The sequence below is a fragment of the Pengzhenrongella frigida genome (assembly GCF_004168625.1).
In the GTDB taxonomy this organism is placed as follows: domain Bacteria; phylum Actinomycetota; class Actinomycetes; order Actinomycetales; family Cellulomonadaceae; genus Pengzhenrongella; species Pengzhenrongella frigida.
The window spans coordinates 31,153-45,931 of record NZ_SDWW01000026.1; the positions used below are offsets into that span (position 1 = coordinate 31,153).

The 14,779-nt window shown below is 71.7% G+C and carries 17 protein-coding genes; 13 read left to right on the plus strand and 4 right to left on the minus strand.

The annotated features are described in order from the left end of the window. Positions 1-50: 50 nt before the first annotated feature. Both EUA98_RS11665 and EUA98_RS11670 read left to right on the plus strand, forming a co-directional pair. On the plus strand, positions 51-551 hold the full coding sequence (locus tag EUA98_RS11665) for a DUF1269 domain-containing protein (protein ID WP_130102861.1): 501 nt from the start codon (positions 51-53) through the stop codon (positions 549-551). A 168-nt stretch (positions 552-719) separates the two neighbouring features. Continuing rightward, positions 720-1,163 carry an FMN-binding protein gene (locus EUA98_RS11670; protein WP_242511415.1) on the plus strand — a complete coding sequence of 148 codons (444 nt, stop codon included), beginning with the start codon at positions 720-722 and terminating at the stop codon, positions 1,161-1,163. A gap of 38 nt (positions 1,164-1,201) precedes the next feature. Here the strand turns inward: EUA98_RS11670 and EUA98_RS11675 are convergent, their stop codons facing one another. The 3 genes from EUA98_RS11675 to EUA98_RS11685 form a co-directional block, all read right to left on the minus strand. Beyond that, positions 1,202-1,873 (minus strand): LiaF transmembrane domain-containing protein, encoded by a 672-nt coding sequence (locus EUA98_RS11675; RefSeq protein WP_130102863.1) that lies wholly within the window; start codon positions 1,871-1,873, stop codon positions 1,202-1,204. Positions 1,874-1,882: 9 nt separating this feature from the next. After that, on the minus strand, positions 1,883-2,167 hold the full coding sequence (locus tag EUA98_RS11680; RefSeq protein WP_130102864.1) for a hypothetical protein: 285 nt from the start codon (positions 2,165-2,167) through the stop codon (positions 1,883-1,885). A 157-nt stretch (positions 2,168-2,324) separates the two neighbouring features. Next, positions 2,325-5,000 (minus strand): phosphoenolpyruvate carboxylase, encoded by a 2,676-nt coding sequence (locus EUA98_RS11685; protein WP_242511418.1) that lies wholly within the window; start codon positions 4,998-5,000, stop codon positions 2,325-2,327. Between the two features lie 101 nt (positions 5,001-5,101). On the opposite strand from EUA98_RS11685, the gene EUA98_RS11690 reads away from it, so the two are divergent. From EUA98_RS11690 to EUA98_RS11720, 7 genes are all read left to right on the plus strand, one after another. Continuing rightward, positions 5,102-5,626, plus strand: a complete 525-nt coding sequence (locus tag EUA98_RS11690) for a PadR family transcriptional regulator (RefSeq protein ID WP_130102865.1) — start codon at positions 5,102-5,104, stop codon at positions 5,624-5,626. After that, positions 5,623-6,432 (plus strand): alpha/beta fold hydrolase, encoded by an 810-nt coding sequence (locus tag EUA98_RS11695; RefSeq protein ID WP_242511420.1) that lies wholly within the window; start codon positions 5,623-5,625, stop codon positions 6,430-6,432. The genes EUA98_RS11690 and EUA98_RS11695 overlap by 4 nt, the downstream gene beginning before the upstream one ends. A 31-nt stretch (positions 6,433-6,463) precedes the next feature. Then, positions 6,464-7,216, plus strand: a complete 753-nt coding sequence (locus EUA98_RS11700) for an SIR2 family NAD-dependent protein deacylase (protein ID WP_130102866.1) — start codon at positions 6,464-6,466, stop codon at positions 7,214-7,216. A 66-nt stretch (positions 7,217-7,282) separates the two neighbouring features. Continuing rightward, positions 7,283-8,122 carry an SDR family NAD(P)-dependent oxidoreductase gene (locus EUA98_RS11705; protein ID WP_130102867.1) on the plus strand — a complete coding sequence of 280 codons (840 nt, stop codon included), beginning with the start codon at positions 7,283-7,285 and terminating at the stop codon, positions 8,120-8,122. 170 nt (positions 8,123-8,292) lie between these two features. Beyond that, a complete protein-coding gene (locus EUA98_RS11710; RefSeq protein ID WP_130102868.1) occupies positions 8,293-8,664 on the plus strand; it encodes a VOC family protein in 372 nt (123 codons plus the stop codon). Between the two features lie 132 nt (positions 8,665-8,796). Next, positions 8,797-9,972, plus strand: a complete 1,176-nt coding sequence (gene moeB / locus EUA98_RS11715; RefSeq protein WP_130102869.1) for a molybdopterin-synthase adenylyltransferase MoeB — start codon at positions 8,797-8,799, stop codon at positions 9,970-9,972. Positions 9,973-10,024: 52 nt separating this feature from the next. After that, entirely contained in the window at positions 10,025-10,288 is a 264-nt protein-coding gene (locus EUA98_RS11720) for a MoaD/ThiS family protein (RefSeq protein ID WP_130102870.1), read from the plus strand. 48 nt (positions 10,289-10,336) lie between these two features. On the opposite strand, the gene EUA98_RS11725 is transcribed toward EUA98_RS11720, so the two are convergent. Continuing rightward, on the minus strand, positions 10,337-11,293 hold the full coding sequence (locus EUA98_RS11725; RefSeq protein WP_242511430.1) for an ATP-grasp fold amidoligase family protein: 957 nt from the start codon (positions 11,291-11,293) through the stop codon (positions 10,337-10,339). A 250-nt stretch (positions 11,294-11,543) separates the two neighbouring features. Here EUA98_RS11725 and EUA98_RS11730 point away from each other — a divergent pair, with 250 nt between their 5' ends. The 4 genes from EUA98_RS11730 (at position 11,544) to EUA98_RS11745 (ending at position 14,758) form a co-directional block, all read left to right on the plus strand. Continuing rightward, the gene (locus EUA98_RS11730; protein WP_242511423.1) at positions 11,544-11,795 is read left to right on the plus strand and encodes an acylphosphatase; all 252 of its coding nucleotides are present in this window, start codon (positions 11,544-11,546) and stop codon (positions 11,793-11,795) included. Between the two features lie 47 nt (positions 11,796-11,842). Next, positions 11,843-12,787, plus strand: a complete 945-nt coding sequence (locus EUA98_RS11735; protein WP_130102873.1) for a D-hexose-6-phosphate mutarotase — start codon at positions 11,843-11,845, stop codon at positions 12,785-12,787. A gap of 267 nt (positions 12,788-13,054) precedes the next feature. After that, complete coding sequence (locus EUA98_RS11740) at positions 13,055-14,239, plus strand: TIGR04053 family radical SAM/SPASM domain-containing protein (protein WP_242511424.1); 1,185 nt, start codon at positions 13,055-13,057, stop codon at positions 14,237-14,239. A gap of 171 nt (positions 14,240-14,410) precedes the next feature. Next, the gene (locus tag EUA98_RS11745; protein WP_130102874.1) at positions 14,411-14,758 is read left to right on the plus strand and encodes an ArsR/SmtB family transcription factor; all 348 of its coding nucleotides are present in this window, start codon (positions 14,411-14,413) and stop codon (positions 14,756-14,758) included. Positions 14,759-14,779: the final 21 nt, after the last annotated feature.

Sequence of the window (14,779 nt, forward strand, 5' to 3'; positions counted from 1 at the left end):
TACGACGGTTCGAGGGGACAGTCCCCGTACCGGTTCAAGGAGGCAGCAAGATGACCGACACCACCGTGCAGCTGTTCGTCGCGGCGTTCGACAACGAGCCGCAGGCGGCCATCGCGCTGCAGGACTTCCGGGAGATGGACCGGGCGGGGGCGATCGACCTGATCGACGCCGCCGTGCTCGTGCGCCACACCGACGGCAAGGTCAAGTTCGAGGAGACGGCCGACCCGAGCGGGAAGAAGTGGGCCGCGCGCGGCGCGGTCGTCGGTGGCCTGGTCGGGCTGATCTTTCCCCCGAGCATCATCGCGGGCGCCCTCATCGGCGGCGCGGGCGGCGGGGTCTGGGGCAAGATCCGCGACAAGGGCTTCAAGGACGAGGACCTCAAGGCGATCGGCGAGAGCCTCGAGCCGGGGACGTCGGCCATCATCGCGATCGCCGAGGACAAGGTCATCGAGCGGCTCGAGGCGGGTCTCGAGGGCTACGAGCGGATCGCCAAGCACGCGCTGAGCGCCGAGGCCGCCGCAACGATCGAAGCCGAGATCACGAACCCCTAGCGAGGGGCAGGGTGGGGTCCGGCCGGGCAAAGGGGATTCTCAGCAGACCAACAGCATGCCTTCAGCGCCCTGCGGCATCGTCGATCCCATGACCACCACGACAGCTCGTCCCGCTCCGCTCCTCGACGGTCGACCCCGTCGCGCCCTCACCGGCGATCGGTCCCGCTCGTGAAGCGGGACCCGGTGCGCCGCATCGTCCTCGCCACCGGCACCACGCTCACCGGTGTCGCGCTGCTGCTCTCCTACTCGGCGAGCGTGAGCCGGTCGGCCGCGACCTCGATCGTCAGCGGGTCGACCACCGCGTCGGCCGCCTCCGTCGACACCGGGGCGAGCACGACCCAGACGTACGACGGCGCGGCCGCCTCGACCCGGTTCGGGAACGTGCAGGTCCGCATCACCGTCACCGACGGCGTGCTCACCGCCGCCGAGGCGATCGACTACCCGGACTCCGACGGGCACGACCAGCAGATCAACTCGTACGCGATCCCGATCCTCAATGCGGAGGCCGTGGACGCGGGCACCGCGAGCATCGACATGGTCTCGGGCGCGACGTACACCAGCAACGGCTACGTCCAGTCCCTGCAGGACGCCCTCGACCAGGCCGGGCTCTGACCCGTCAGTTGCCGGGTCTGATCAGTTGCCGGGCCTGATCAGTCGCCGGCCTTGATCTCGACGCCGCCCATGATCGCCGTGACGTGCACCGTGAGCACGGGGGCCTCGGGATCAGCGGGGGGCACGGTCTTGTTCTCCCACCCGCCGAGCACCGGAAGCCCACTGACCTGCACGCGCCAGGTCGGCGGGACCTTGATCTCGACGCCGCCCCAGAAGGTGAAGACCGAGATCTCCGCACCGTCGGCGAGACCGGCCTGACGAAGGTCCACCTCGATGCCGCCCATGATCGCGCTGAGGCTGCCACCTTCGAACTGCTGCGACGTCGTCCGGCGTGCGGAGCCCCACCAGATCACCGCGGAGTTGATCGTCCGGTCGTCCGTGCCGCGCGTGCCGAGGTTCGTCAGCAGCGAAAGGCCGACGAAGATGATCACCAGCGGCCACAGGAGCTCCCCGACAGCCACGTCGAGCAGGTCCAGGTTGTCCAGCTGGAAGAGCAGCCCGACCGTCACGATCAGGGTCGGACCGATCCAGGCGCGCGGTGCCGCGACCAGCGCGGCGAGACCGACCAAGATGATCGCCAGCGGCCACCAGGTCGAGAAGAGATCGTCGAGGCTGAGATCGACCAGCCCCATGGCGCGCAGCAGCCCCACCACGCCGACGACGACGATGACGACCCCGAGCACGATCTGCGGCAAGGGGCGTCGGTTCATGGTGACACCTTAGCGGCGGGTGCGTCGCTCCACGGCGAGCCGTGCGCTCTCGGCGAGCTGGCCCTGCCGCCGCGCACTGCGCTCCAGCGCCTGCAGCCGCTGCCGGCGGTCTGCCTCCGGCACGTCCCACGCGAGCCGGATCCGGTCACTCTCCTTCGCGCGGATCAGCGCCTCGAGCTCGGCGAACCTGCGCGCACGTCCGGGTGCCGGTGCCTCGATGGTCGGTGCCGGGCGGGCGAGCTGGAGGGTTGCTGCGCGGCCGCGGTCCGGCGGCCGCTCGTCGAGTGTGACCACGCGATTCTCCTCAGTGCGACGCCTTTGAGCGCTGACGAGTACCGACCAGGCAATCCCGGTGCACGCGCGGTGACCGGCTCCCTGGCCGAGGAACTGGCCGTGATGACGGCTACCTCCGGTATAACACCTCTCCCCCCGCGCGCCATCCGAACCGCGCTCAGCCGGTGTTCTGCAGGCCGGCGGCCACCCCGTTGACGCTCAGCAGGAGCAGGCGGCGCACATCTTCGACCTCGTCCGCGGCGACACCGCCGCGCAGGCGCTTGAGCGCCCGGAGCTGCAGCAGGGACAGCGCGTCGATGTAGGGGCTGCGCAGCTGGACCGCCCGACCGAGGACCCGCCGGTGGGAGAGCGTGCTGTCCGAACCGGTGGTGGCAAGCACCCAGTACCGGGTGAGCCGCATCTCCTCGAGGACGAGAGCCGCCAGGTCGGGCCGGTCCCCGAGGGCGAGATACCGGGCCGCGATGCGCTCGTCGGTCTTGCCGAGCGACATCTCGACGTTGTCGATGAAGGTCGCGAACAGGGGCCAGTCGGCGTACGCGGCCTGCAGCTCGGCCAGATCGCCGACGGCGGCGAGCGCGGTGCCCAGACCGAACCAGCCCGCGAGGTTGGTCCGGGCCTGCGACCACGAGAACACCCAGGGGATCGCGCGCAGGTCGTCCAGCGATTCGACGGACAGCCCCCGGCGGGCAGGGCGTGAGCCGATCGGGAGCAGCCCGATCTCCTCGAGCGGCGTGACCTCGGCGAACCAGGCGGGGAAGCCATCGGCGCGGACGAGCTCGTAGAACCGGGCCCGCGAGGTCTCGTCCAGCACGGCGGCGAGCGGGGCGAACCGCGCCGTGGCGGCCGCGTTCCGCTGGCCGAGCGCGGGCGAGCCGGCGAGCAGCGTGGCGGCCGCCACCTGCTCGATGTGCCGCGCAGCGATCACCGGGTCGCCGTACCGGGCGAAGATGACCTCACCCTGCTCGGTGACCTTGAACCGGCCGTCGACCGAACCGGGCGGCTGGGCGAGCAGGGCGCGGTTGGCCGGGCCGCCCCCGCGACCGAGGGCGCCGCCGCGACCGTGAAAGAGCGTGAGGGTGATGTTGTGCCGCCCGGCCCACTCGGTGATCCGGCTCTGGGCGACATCGAGGGAGAGCGTCGCGGCCACGGGGCCGACGTCCTTGGAGGAGTCGGAGTAGCCGAGCATGATCTCGACCCGGCGACCGTTGCTCGCCAGGCGTCGCTGCACGGCCGGGAGGTCGAGCATCGCCTCGAGGATGTCCACGCTGGCGGCGAGGTCGGCGAAGGTCTCGAACAGCGGGATGACGTCGATCACCGGCGCCTGCGCGGGATCGGGGAAGACCAGGTCGGCGAGCTCGTACACCGCCGCGATGTGCTCCGGGCGCTGCGTGAACGACACGATGTAGCGCCGCGCGGCCTCGACGCCGTGGCGCCGCTGGACGGCGCCGATCGAGCGGAAGGTGTCCAGCACCTCGCTCGTGCGGGCCGACAGCGGACCGTCGATGCCGAGCTCGGCGATCTCGGCGAGCGCGGCGGCGTGCACCTGGGAGTGCTGACGCACCTCGAGCTCGGCCAGGTGGAACCCGAACGTCTCCACCTGCCAGATCAGGCGCTGCAGGTCTCCGTAGGCGGCGCGGGGCGCGCCGGCGGCGACCAGGGAACGCTGCACCACGGCCAGGTCGGCCAGGAGGTCCTCCGAGCGCGCGTACGCCAGGTCGGCGTCGCGACGCTTGGTCGCGGCGATCCGCGCCGCCACCACGAGCAGGGCTCGGCGGTGCGGCTCGTTCGGCGAGCTGTCGGCGACCGTCGAGGTGAGCGTCTCGGACAGCTCGCGCTGGCGCTGCCAGAGCGTGAGGAGCTCGGCCGAGGCCGGCGTGCCGTGCCCGTCGTGCGTGAGCGCGCGGCCCGTGCGCCGCGCTGCCTCCTCAAGGGCCGTCAGGACGTGCTCGGACGCGATCACCGCGGCGGCCCGGGTCACGTCCGGCGTGACGTTGGGGTTGCCGTCGCGGTCCCCGCCGATCCAGGAACCCAGGCGGATGAACGGGCGGACGATCGGAGCCTGGGCACCGGCGGCATCGGCCTGCAGCCAGTCGTCGAGCCGCCGGTAGACCTCGGGGAACACCTCGAAGAAGGTGGCGTCGAAGACCGCCATGACGGTGCGCACCTCGTCGAGCACCATCGGCTTGGCGGCCCGCAACGGCGAGGTGCGCCACAGGACGTCGATCTCGGCGAGCAGGCTCCGCTCGTTCTCGGCCAGGGAGGTTCCGCCCACGTGCAGCGCATCGCGCTCGGCGACCAGGTCGGAGATCCGTCGGATCGCGCTCGCCACCGCGCGGCGGCGCGCCTCGGTGGGGTGTGCCGTCACGACCGGACGGAACTCCAGCTCCTGCAGGCGCGCGATGGCGGCGTCGAACCCGATCTCCTTGGCGAGCTCGGCCACCGCAGCCGGCAGGGAGTCGTCGGAGGACAGCTCGTGCGGCGCGAGGACCGACTCCCGGCCGTGCAGTGTGCGCACGCGGTGGTACTCCTCGGCCAGGTTCGCCAGATGGAAGTAGCAGGTGAACGCCCGCGCGACCTGCTCGGCCCGGGCCGGCGAGAAGCCCTCCACGAGCGCCTCGGCCTCGAGCAGCGCGTCCATCCCCTGCTCGTCGTGCGCGCGGATCGTCAGCTCCCGCAGCCGCTCGACGTCGGCGAGAAGCTCCGCACCGCCGGCCTCGCGCAGCACGGTTCCGAGGAGACCGCCCAGCAGGCGGACGTCGTTGCGCAGCGCGTCGGGCACGTCGTGACGGGCGAGGCCACGACGGGCATCCTGCGGGGGGTTCTGAGCGATCACGGGCGAAACACTAGGTCAACGACACCGATCCCGGGCCCGATGACCAGGAACCGGTCGTCGCCATAGTTGTCATGTCGACTAATTGCGTGCTCTACTAGAGCATGATCCTGGCGCGTCTCGTCCTCGGCCTGCTCAACCTCGCCCCGATGACGGGCTACGACCTCAAGAAGGTCTTCGACTCGAGCATCAGCCACTTCTGGGCCGCCGACAAGGCCCAGATCTACCGCACGCTCAACACTCTCGTGGCCGAGGGCTATGCCACGGTCGAGGTCGTGCCCCAGGCGAACTACCCCGACCGCCAGGAGCACCACATCACCCCGGCCGGCCAGGCGGTGCTCCTGGAGTGGCTCACCTCGGAACCGACGCCGCACGCGGCCCGCGAGCCGTTCCTCGCGCGCGTGTTCTTCGCCGGAAACCTGCCGCGCGCCCAGGTGCTCGACCTGCTGCGCGAGCGTCGCGCCGAGGCCGAGGCGATGCTCACCCGCTTCACGGACAAGCGCGAGAGCCTGCGCCCGGCGGAGGCCGACCGGGCGCGGTACCTGACGATCGCCACGCTGGACAACGGCATCGCCCACACCAAGGCCGAGCTGGCCTGGCTGGACACGGTCGAGCAGGACCTGCCGTGACGGCGGCCGCACCCGGCCCGGCGCCGACCACGCCTCCGTACCCGGTCGAGCACCCGTCCGCCGGTCCGCACGCCGGCACCACCATCGCGTTGGTGCACGGCGGCAACGTCGCCAACTGGATGTGGGAGCCGCAGGTCGCCGGACTCGCGGACTTCCACGTGCTCACTCCGCACCTGCCCGGTTTCGGCGCGCGCGCCGCGGAGACCTGGCGCGACCTCGATGCCGCTGCCGACGATCTGGCGGCCACGATCGCCGACCTCGCCCGCGGGGGCCGCGCCCACGTCGTGGGACTCTCCCTCGGCGGGGTGGTCACCACCCGCCTGCTGGCGCGTCACCCCGACGTCGTGCACTCGGCCCTGATCAGCGGGGTCCCCCTCGCCGGGGTGCACGGCAGCACGCGGGCGCTGGCCGACCTGCAGCTGCGGTTCTGGGACCGGCGCTGGTTCTGGCGGGTGCAGGCGCGGGCGTTCGGCCTGCCCGCGGACTCGCGCGAGCTGTTCGTGTCGCACGGGCTGACCGTCAGCCGGGCCAATGCCGTGCGGCTGATGCGGGAGGTCTACGACGGCGGCGTGCCGACCGGACTCGACCGCTACCGGGGCCCGCTGCTCGCGATCGCCGGGGGGCGCGAGGCCGCCGTCGTCCGATCCTCGTTCCCCGCGCTGCGCCGGGCCGTGCCACACGCGACCTGCCGGATCGCGCCGGGGATGCACCACGCCTGGAGCATCGAGGACGCCGGCCTGTTCACCGAGGTGGTCCGCCGGTGGGTGTGCGACGGCGTCGTCGACCCGCGGCTGCAGCCGGCCTGACCCGACGAGGCACGGCGGTACCGTCGAGGACGTGGCCCCACCAGCAGCACGACGTGAAAGCAACGCCCCCGTCGTCACCGTCCTCGCCGGCGCGGGCATCTCGACCGGCTCCGGCATCCCGGACTTTCGCGGCCCCGACGGCGTGTGGACGCGCGACCCGGCGGCGGCCCAGCTGCTCGAGCACAGCCGCTACGTGACCGACGCCGCCATCCGGCGGCGGACCTGGCAGATGTGGCGCGACAGCCCGGTCTGGCGGGCCGAACCGACGCCGGCGCACGCGAGCCTCGTCGACCTCGAGCGGGCCGGTGCCCTGCGCGCCATCTGCACGCAGAACTTCGATGGCCTGCACCAGCGGGCCGGCTCGTCGGTCGGCAAGGTGCTTGAGCTGCACGGAAGCCTGACCGGGTCGCGGTGCCTGCGGTGCGGCGCCGCCGAACCCACGGCCGGCATCCTGGCCCGCCTCGATGCCGAACCCGACCCGCACTGCACCGGCTGCGGCGGCCTGCTGGCCACCGACGTCGTGATGTTCGGCGAGCCGCTGCCCAGCGCGGTGTTCGACGCGGCGATCGAGGCGGCGGCCGGCTGCGACGTCTTCGTCGTGATCGGCTCGACCCTGACCGTGCAACCGGTCGCCAGCTTGACCACGGTGGCCGCCGAGGCAGGGGCGCGCGTGGTGATCGTGAACGCCGAACCGACTCCGTACGACCACCTCGCGGACAGGGTCGAGCGGCGCCCGATCCAAGAGGCGCTGCCGGCCCTGGTTCGTGAGCTGCTCGCCGTCTGACCTGCCACAATCTGACCTCGCCCCCGCGGCGACCCAGCCCGATCGACCCACCCGAAAGCGCGGACCATGCCTGGACGCACCATCATCATCACCGGCGCCAGCGACGGCATCGGAGCCGCCGCAGCCCGCCGCCTCACCGCGCAGGGCGAGACCGTCGTCGTCGTCGGCCGGTCGCGGTCGAAGACCACGGCCGTCGCGGCCGAGATCGGCGCGGACTCGTTCGTCGCCGACTTCGCGCAGCTCGACTCGGTCCGCGAGCTCGCCGCGGGCCTGCGTGCGGCCTACCCCCGGATCGACGTCCTGGCCAACAACGCCGGTGGCCTCATGGGTGCGCCCGAGACCACCACGGACGGGTTCGAGAAGACCTTCCAGGTGAACCACCTCGGACCGTTCCTGCTGACGAACCTGCTCATGGACACGCTGGTGGCGAGTCGGGCGTCGGTCCTGAACACCTCGAGCGTGGCTGCGAAGCGGTTCGGGCACCTCGACCTCGACGACCTCGACAACGCGCGCGACTACTCCCCGACCAAGGCCTACGGCGACGGCAAGCTCGCCAACGTGCTCTTCACCCGCGAGCTGCACAGGCGCTTCCACGACGCGGGCATCTCGACGGCGGCCTTCCACCCGGGGAACGTCGCGACCAGCTTCGCCTCGGACACCACCAGCGTCCTGCGGTTCGTCTACCACACGCCCCTCAAGCGGCTCGTGCTGATCTCGCCGGACCGGGGCGCCGAGGACCTGGTGTGGCTGGCCACGAGTGAGCCCGGCACCGCCTGGACCTCGGGCGCGTACTACGCCAGGAAGAAGCTCGCGAGCACGAACAAGCAGGCCGACGACGCCGACCTCGCGCGCGAGCTCTGGGACCGCAGCGCCGAGATGGTCGGCGTGCCGGCGGCCACCGCCTGAGCATCGCTCCGCCCCCGGGCTCGCCGCGTCGGGCGTCGGTCGAGGCGCAGGCCATAGCCGAGAGCAGGGCCACCGGCGTAAAATTCTTACCCGTCACGGACGACGTCGTCTGACGGAGCGGAACGGCCGACCCCGCGGGCGGGACGTCCGGAACCGGAAGGAGTAGTCCCATGTTGAAGGATCTTCATACTGTCCTGCCGGCGGCGGATCTGCAGCGAGCACGGGAGTTCTACCACGCCGCGCTCGACCTCGACCCAGTCGAGGAGCACGCTGGGCTCCTCATGTACCGGTACGGCGAGAACACCGGGTTCGAGATCTACGAGACGCCCAACGCGGGCACCGCCCGCAACACCCAGATGAGCTGGATGACCGACGATCTCGATGCCGACATGGCCCGGCTCCGAGCTCGGGGAGTCGTCTTCGAGGACTACGACATCCCGGGCATGAAGACGGTGAACGGTGTCGCGACCACCGACGAGACCAGGGCTGCCTGGTTCCGGGACACGGAAGGCAACTTCCTCTGCATCACCCAGATGCTCTGAGCCCTCCGCACACGGCACGTCCGAGCGCTGACCTCCCGCCGGGAGTCAGCGCTCGTCAACGGTGACGCACCTGACGGAGCGGCGGGCTAGCGTGGTCCGACTTCACCCGTGCCAGGAACTGAGAAGGACACCGTGGCTCTCCCGCCCCTCGTCGAACCCGCACCCGAGCTCACCCCGCATGAGGTCCAGCGCTACGCCCGCCACCTCACGTTGCCTGGCATCGGGCACGAGGGGCAGCGCCGGCTGAAGAACGCGCGGGTGCTGGTCGTCGGCGCCGGCGGGCTCGGCTCCCCCGTGCTGCTGTACCTCGCCGCTGCGGGCGTCGGCACGCTCGGGGTCGTCGACTCCGACGTGGTCGACGAGTCCAACCTCCAGCGCCAGGTGCTGCACGGCACGCCCGACGTCGACCGGGCCAAGACCGCGAGCGCACGCGACGCGGTCGAACGGCTCAACCCGCTGGTCCACGTGCAGGAGCACGACCTCCGACTCGACGCCGCCACCGCGATCGAGACGCTGCGGGGCTACGACCTGGTCGTGGACGGCACCGACAACTTCGCCACCCGGTACCTGGTCAACGACGCGTGCGTGCTGCTCGGGCTCCCGCTGGTATGGGGGTCGATCTACCGCTTCGACGGGCAGACCTCGGTGTTCTGGGCGGATCCCCCCGCCGGGTCCGGCTACGAGGGCATCCACTACCGCGACGTCTTCCCCACGCCTCCCGCGCCGGGCACCGTGCCGAGCTGCGCCGAGGGCGGCGTGCTCGGGGTGCTGTGCGGGGCGATCGGCTCGGTGATGGCGAACGAGGCCGTCAAGCTGATCACCGGCGTCGGCGAGCCGCTGCTGGGCCGACTCCTGACCTTCGATGCCCTGACGACGCGCTGGCGCGAGATCACGGTGCGCCCGGACCCGGACCGCGCTCCGATCGGTGACCTCGCCGACATCGAGATCGCGTGCGCGGTGCCGGCGCCCACGCCCCTTCCCGCCGGCCTCGTGATCTCGGCGCGTCGACTCGCCGAGCGGATCGCCCAGCGCGCTCTCGGCGCCGACGACTTCGACCTCGTCGACGTTCGCGAGCCGTCCGAGCACGCCGAGGTGGCCATCCCGGGGGCCCGGTTGCTGCCGCGGGGCGGATTCATCGACGGCTCCGCGTTCGCCACCCTCGACCGCGCCCGGCCGCTGATCCTGCACTGCGCGTCCGGGATCCGCTCCGCGGAGGTGCTGGCGATCGCACGAGCCGAGGGATACGACGTCGTGCATCTCGAAGGTGGCATCCTGGCCTGGGCCAGCCAGCCCGCGCCGCCCTCCTGAACCTGCCTGACCCCGCCGCCCCCACCGGGCGGACCTCCGTGAGAAGGACCCCATGCCCGACACCCTGATGGTCACGCTGCGGTACTTCGCGGGAGCCGGCGCCGCAGCCGGCGTCGAGGAGGAGCAGGCGGCGCTGCCGGTCGGCTCCACCGTGGCCGATGCGCTCGGCGGTGCCGGCGACCGCCGCGGCCCCGCGCTGACCCGCGTCATCGCGGCCAGCAGCGTCATGGTCGACGGCGTCCACCAGCACACCCGTGAGGCCACCCTGCGCGACGGTGCCACGCTCGACGTGCTGCCGCCGTTCGCGGGCGGCTGACGGGACGGGACGTGGGCGCGCCGCGCTGCGTCGGTGGCGCAGCTGCGATCACGTCCGCGCACGGATACTTGACCGCTCGAGCAGCGCCTCCGGCTGCGGCTCCTGACCGGGGGTGAGCTGACCCGCCCGCGCGAACCGCACGCGCAGCCGCGCCTCGGCCTCCTCCCACATGGCGCCGAGCGCACGGTCGATGTCCTGCCGCGCGATCCACCTGCCGCCGGGCTCGGGCGTGATCTCCCCGAGCACGACGCCGTCGGCGTCCTCGAACAGGTCGACCCGCAGCGCTGCGCGGGGAACGGCCGAGCTCACCAGGCTTGCGAGCTCGAGCAGCTCGCGGCGGCGGACCGGCAGCGGGATCGTCGGGTCGAGCGGGACACCCGAGAAGGCAGAGCTGAGGTCGCGCCACTGCGGGTCGAAAATCCGGAAGCCCGCCCCGCCGCCCGCGGAGTCCCGCTCGTGCGACTTCGCCACGATCAACCCGACGCGCCCGAAGAACGTGTAGACCTTGTAGTCGATCGGGGGCAGCCCAGGCATCCGGGGGTCCACGATCAGCTTCTCGACGAGCACGGCCGAGGAGATCGCGTCGGTCGCGACGAGGTCGCGGTACTCCCGTTCCACGTCTTGACGTCGGATATCGCGCCCCGAGCGCAGCTCCCGCCAGCCGCCGTCGACGCGCTGGAGCAAGAACACGCCCATGCTGGTCGACCCCCGGAACGGCTTGATAACGAACTGCTCCGGGAGCTCTTCCCAGGGAAGGTCGCCGACCTCGGCGTAGGTGCCGAGCAGGTCGGGGATGCGCACCCCCAGCGCCCGGGCCCACTCGTGGGTCTTGTCCTTCCCGTTGATCGCGAAGACCGGATCCGAGCAGCTGAACTCCCGCATGAGCTCGAGCACCCGGCCCGCCTCGTGACGCTTGTACGTGTATGACGGCGCCCGCAGGTTCTGACTGCGGATGGTGCGGTACGCGCGAATCGCCCGGTTTCGTGCACGGCGAAGAAGGATCATCACGGAGAACTCCCTGTCAGGCGACGGGACCTGCGCCGAACGGGTGTGCGCACACGGCTCTGCATGCCGCGGCCGGAGTCCTGACCACCCGGTTCGATTCCCAGGTCATGGCTCCACATCACGCTATCGCGAGCGGTTCCGTCCTGCGATGCGAGCGCGGGGCAGCAGTGTCCTCTCGCGCGGGACAGCAGTGTCCTCTCGCGCGGGACAGCAGTGTCCTCTCGCGCGGGACAGCAGTAGCCTCGAGAATGTGCCCGTGCCGGACGCCGCCTGTGTCGCGAAGGTGCGCGGCCGTGTCCAGGGTGTCGGCTTTCGCTGGTGGACCCGCGACCAGCTGTCGCGGCTGGGCCTGACCGGATCGGCGCGCAACCTCGACGACGGCAGCGTCGAGGTCGTCGCGCACGGTGACCCGGCGGCGATCGAGCGGCTGCTCGCGGCGCTGCGCGGTCCCCACACCCCGGGTCGGGTCGACTCCGTCGAGGTCACGCGCATCCCCGGGTAGTGGCGAGGTGGGAGCATCATCTGACCCGCCCCGACCCCGGAGACCCGATGCCATCCGCACTGCCCGCCCATGCATCCCTGCCCTCCTCTGTGCGCGTCGGCCCCGGCCACGGGGGCCTGCCGGTGGTGTTCGTCGCCGGTCGCACCGGATCGGCCGAGATCTACCTGCACGGCGCGCACGTCACGCACTGGGCGCCGGCCGGGGCCGCGCCGGTGATCTGGATGAGCGCAGCGAGCCGGTACGTGCCCGATGCGCCGCTGCGAGGTGGGGTGCCGCTGTGCTTCCCGTGGTTCGGCGCGCACGACGGCGACGCGGCCGCCCCCGCGCACGGCTTCGCGCGGCTGCTCGACTGGGAGCTGGCGGACGCGCAGGACGACGGTGACGACGTCGTGGCGACCTTCCGGCTCGCCGACTCCCCCGCCACGAGGTCCTCCGCGTGGCCCCACCGTTTCGAGGCCCGCTACACCGTGACCGTCGGCGCCCGCCTGACGCTCGCGTTGGAGGTCACGAACCTCGACCCGAGCGACGTGATGTTCGAGGAAGCGCTGCACACCTACCTGCGCGTGAGCGACATCGCCTCGACCGAGGTCACCGGGCTCGAGGGCGCGCCGTTCCTGGACCGGCTCGGTGGTCCAGATCCGCAGGCGGGCGAGGATGGTCCGGTGCGGTTCGCCGGCGAGACCGACCGCATCTACCTCGGCACTCGCAGCGCGGCGACGGTGGTCGATGGCGCGGTGGTCGACGGCGCGGTGGTCGACGGCGGGGTGGTCGACGGCGCGGTGGGGCGACGGGTCAGGATCGACAAGCTGGGCTCGGGCTCGACCGTGGTGTGGAACCCCTGGGTCGACAAGTCCGCGGCAATGGCCGACTTCGGCGATGACGAGTGGACCACGATGGTGTGCGTCGAGACGTGCAACATCCGCACGGACGCCGTGCGCCTCGCACCCGGGCAGAGCCACACCATGACCGCTGTCCTGGGGCTCACCGCCTGATTGCGCCCGGCCGCGGCCGTTGCCGCATCCGGACAATCAAATGCCCTCTCACCTGGGACGATGTGCCTTGCGACGGACAGATCGACCAGACCGAGAGGGCATCTGACAGAGGCCATTCTGTCATGCCCCGGAGCCCGTCCCGGACGAGAGGGGCCGCGGCGACCGCCCCGGGTCGGAAGGGACCAACGTCCCCGACCCGCACGCCGCCTCGACGCGCAGACTGTCCAGGCAGCCGGGGACCGCCTGTCTGGACAGCAAAGGAGCACCGTGCAGTCTCGACCGGAGATGACGGCCACGCCGACTCAGGCGACGGGAATCATGGGGGGCAGCCGGCTGGACTACGGGCGCCGCCCGATGCTGGTCTTCTGGGAGACCACCCGCGCGTGCCAGCTCGCATGCCGGCACTGCCGCGCGAGCGCGACCGAACAGGCATTGCCCGGTGAGCTCACCACAGCACAGGGCCACGAGCTGATCGACCAGGTGGCCGGCTTCGGGCGGCCCTATCCGATCCTCGTGCTCACCGGCGGCGACTGCCTGCTGCGCCCGGACCTGTTCGAGCTCGTCGAGCACGCGACCGGGCTGGGCCTGCCGACGGCCCTGGCGCCGTCGGTCACGCCGTCGCTCACGCCCGAGATGATCGACCGGATCGTCGCGAGCGGGGTCAAGGCCGTCTCGATCAGCCTCGATGGTGCGCTCGCGGCGACCCACGAGGGGGTGCGGGGCATCGAGGGACACTTCGACGCCACCGTGCACGCGATCCGCACCCTCGCCGCCGCCGGGCTGACCGTGCAGGTCAACACCACGGTGATGCGCGCGAACGTGGACGAGCTCGCGGACGTCGCCGCCCTGATCTCGAGCGCGGGCGCGCACATCTGGGAGGTCTTCTTCCTGGTCCAGGTCGGCCGCGGCGTGGCTACCGAGGCGGTCACCCCCGCCGAGCACGAAGACATCTGCCACTTCCTGTTCGACGCCTCGCAGCACGGGTTCATCGTCCGCACGGTGGAGGCCCCGTTCTTCCGCCGCGTGGTCAAGTGCCGGCTCGCCGGTGACCCCGCCCCGACCACCCCGCTGTACGAGCGGTTGTCCGGTCGGCTCGCCACGCTGATGGGACCGTCGATCGGTCGGGCCCGGGCGCACACCGCCGCCACCCGCGACGGCAAGGGCATCGTCTTCGTCGCGTACGACGGCGAGGTCTACCCGGCCGGGTTCCTGCCGGAGCCCCTCGGCAACGTGAAGACCACGCCGATCGCCGAGATCTACCAGGACAACCCGCTGCTGCGCCAGATCCGCGCGGCCGAGTTCACCGGTCGGTGCGGTCGGTGCGAGTACGCCGACCTGTGCGGGGGTTCGCGCGCCCGCGCGTTCGCTGCGAGCGGCGACCCGCTGGGCGAGGACCCCGCGTGCCCCTACCAGCCCGGCCCCCAGCAGCCCGAGGCCGTCCTGGTCTCCTGACCGGGAGCGTCGAGCGGCGCCCGCCTCGCCCGCTGGGCCCCATGCTCGACGCCGTCCAGCTGTCACCAGGTGCGGCGGGCGACCCGAATCAAGCGTATGATGAACTCATCAACTGATTGATTGAAGAACTTATGTTCTTCACGGACCTCGAGCGGGAAGGGCGGTGCCCCGATGCCTGAGCCGATCGACAAGCTGAAGGCCGAGTTCTTCAAGACCCTCGGACACCCCGCTCGGATCCGGATCCTCGAGCTCCTCGCCACCGGTGAGCACTCGGTCGGTGAGCTGATGCCCGAGCTCGGGCTCGAGGCCTCGCACCTGTCGCAGCAGCTCGCCGTGTTGCGCCGGGCCGGCGTCGTCGTCGCCCGCAAGCAGGGCAACACCGTGATCTATTCGATGGCCTCGCCGGACATCGCGGCGCTGCTCCTGCTTGCCCGGAAGGTGCTGACGGGGCTGCTCACCGAGCAGATGGACCTCCTCAAGGACCTCCAGTCCGCCAGCGAGCCCACCACGAGCAACTGACCGCTCCGGCGGTCCCGGCCG